This window comes from Nocardia sp. NRRL WC-3656 (assembly GCF_000720265.1).
In the GTDB taxonomy this organism is placed as follows: domain Bacteria; phylum Actinomycetota; class Actinomycetes; order Mycobacteriales; family Mycobacteriaceae; genus Nocardia; species Nocardia nova.
Genome location: NZ_JOJF01000077.1, coordinates 1 through 2,129, shown reverse-complemented (window position 1 = coordinate 2,129; position 2,129 = coordinate 1). Strand labels below are relative to the sequence as shown.

The 2,129-nt window shown below is 69.3% G+C and carries 3 protein-coding genes; 1 reads left to right on the top strand and 2 read right to left on the bottom strand.

Features of this window, described 5'->3' with window-relative positions; all coding sequences use genetic code 11:
- Positions 1 to 294: 294 nt before the first annotated feature.
- Positions 295 to 906, top strand: coding sequence for a DUF2249 domain-containing protein (locus IG65_RS0133835; protein ID WP_051757324.1), 612 nt, complete (start codon positions 295 to 297; stop codon positions 904 to 906).
- Positions 907 to 937: 31 nt separating this feature from the next.
- Here the strand turns inward: IG65_RS0133835 and IG65_RS0133830 are convergent, their stop codons facing one another.
- A complete protein-coding gene (locus IG65_RS0133830) occupies positions 938 to 1,471 on the bottom strand; it encodes a universal stress protein (protein ID WP_051757323.1) in 534 nt (177 codons plus the stop codon).
- 103 nt (positions 1,472 to 1,574) lie between these two features.
- Positions 1,575 to 2,009: a hypothetical protein gene (locus IG65_RS0133825; protein ID WP_030518990.1), complete on the bottom strand. Its 435-nt coding sequence runs from the start codon at positions 2,007 to 2,009 to the stop codon at positions 1,575 to 1,577.
- Between the last annotated feature and the right edge of the window lie 120 nt (positions 2,010 to 2,129).

Sequence of the window (2,129 nt, the reverse complement as noted above, 5' to 3'; positions counted from 1 at the left end):
CATGTCCCGCGGAAGTGTCGGAGCGGGTAACGCGCGCACGGCGTCTCGCACCCGGCGGATAACGCCGACCGCGTGCTGTGGGATCTCGAGCGGGTGGTGAATCGGGGGCGGGGGCAGCATCGCGGTGGTCATCGCATTCTCCTCGGGATCTGCGGTGGGCGGTCGTCGAGTCGCTACCCGGCCGTGCCCGATGGGTCGTGGATGACGCGTGTCATAACCGGGGTGGCTTGGCTGGCGAGCCTCGCAGGATTAGTTTATACAATAGTAGATTGTGAAAACTAGGAGGTGGGTCACATGCCCGACACGGACCTGACGCAGGCTGGACCGTCGGAGTTGGATGTGCGGGAGTTGCGCAAGCCGGACAAGCATCCGGCGATATTCGCGCGGTTCGACGCCTTGGCTGCCGGGGAGTCGTTCGTGCTGGTGAACAACCATTATCCGCGGCATCTGCGCGATGAGTTCGATGTCGAGCATCCCGGTGGGTACAGCTGGGATGTCGTCGAGGACGGGCCGCGCGTGTGGAGGGTGCGGATCGCGAAGCTGGCCTCGACGTCACTGCCGCGGATATTGGCCGACACCACCGCGCTCGAGCCGGGGCATCCGGACACGACGGGCGCGATATGGACGTTGCCGGTGCGCCGCCGCGATCTGGATGCCAATATCATTCGCCTTGCCGAGCGGGGGCGTATCGAGGCGCACAACGGCCCGGATCTGGATGTGCTGATCCACGTGCTCGACGGCACGGGCACTCTCACCACCGAACTCGGTGAGCTGGAGTTGGCGGCAGGTGCGCTGGTGTGGCTGCCGCGCCGGTCGCGGCGCGCGTTCACCGCGGGCCCGCACGGGCTGCGGTATCTGACCGTGCATCAACGCCGCCGGGCACTGGCGCTCGACCCGATCAGCTGAGGCGGATCGCCGGGCCGGCATCGGCCCGCTGTCAGGGCACCACGGTGACCGGGCAGTGGGCCCGCCGCAGCAGCCGGGCAGCGGTGGATCCGGTCAGGCGGTGCAGTCGGCCTCTCGACCGGCCGACGACGAGGCTGTCGGCGCTGTTCTCCTCGGCCAGGCGCGCCAGTTCGACCGCGGGGTCGCCACGACGGACGGTGAACGACCACGGCCGGGGCAGGTCATAAAGGATCTCGATAGCCAGCTCACGGACCGTGGTGACCTGCTCGGCGGCGAGTGCGACGTCGGTGTCGGCGCCCATCGGTGCCAGGCTGGTCAGGTAGGCGCCGGTGCCGAGCGTGGTGATGTAGGCAACCAGCAGGGTGGCATGCATACGGCGCGCGGCGCCGGCGGCATAGGCGAGCGCATGCGGGGAGGCCTCGGAGGTGTCGATGCCGACGACGATGAGCGGGCCGCCCGCCCGGTCGTGCCGATCGCGGCGATGCGCGATCTGTTCCATCACCGACTCGAGGTGCTGATCGCGAGAGCGCCGCGGATCGGGGCGTGATTCAGCCGAGCCGGTCATGGTCGCGCGGCCAGAGTGTGCGGGGCGGTGCGTGATGTGCGGCGGCGGCCCCGAGTCGGCGGGTGTGTTGGTGTCGCGGGGCGGCCCGCGGTGTGAGAGGTGTTCATGACACGCTGTGGGCCAGTAGCAGGACGGCGCCGCCGAGCAGTGCCGCGATCTTCACGATTTCCAACACCACGTACTCGTAGTGGCCACGTGAGCGGGGCGCGTCGTGGCCGGCGAGCACGGCATCGCTACGGCGGGTCAGCCTCGGCCGGACCAACGTCAGCTGCACGAGCAGCGCCGCAAGAGCGACGATCAGCGCCGTGACGGTGCCGGTGCCGGGCGGGTCGATCGCGATGGCGACGACAATCGTTGCCGCAAAAACGATTTCGACGCTATTGAGGGCTCGGAAGACCAGCCGTCCGATTCCGAGCCCGATCGGCACGGTCACCCCGGGCGCCCGGAATTTCAGCGGCGCTTCCAGGAAGGAGATCGCCAGCACCATGCCGAGCCAGGAGAGCCCGGCCGCGGCGATGACGGCCCCGGCGGCGGTCATGGGGCGGAATCCGTTTGCGCCGGGGCGGATCCGGTGCTGCCGGTCGTGGTGAGATGGGCCAGGCACAGATCGGGTTCCGCGAACGCCTCGAGCCGCTCGACAGCCAGCGGCGCGGCCCGG

Excerpts from the sequence above, each read along its gene's own strand:
- IG65_RS0133835 (WP_051757324.1), top strand. The coding sequence starts at position 295 with ATGCCCGACACGGACCTGACGCAGGCTGGACCGTCGGAGTTGGATGTG.
- IG65_RS0133830 (WP_051757323.1), bottom strand. The coding sequence starts at position 1,471 with ATGACCGGCTCGGCTGAATCACGCCCCGATCCGCGGCGCTCTCGCGAT.
- IG65_RS0133825 (WP_030518990.1), bottom strand. The coding sequence starts at position 2,009 with ATGACCGCCGCCGGGGCCGTCATCGCCGCGGCCGGGCTCTCCTGGCTC.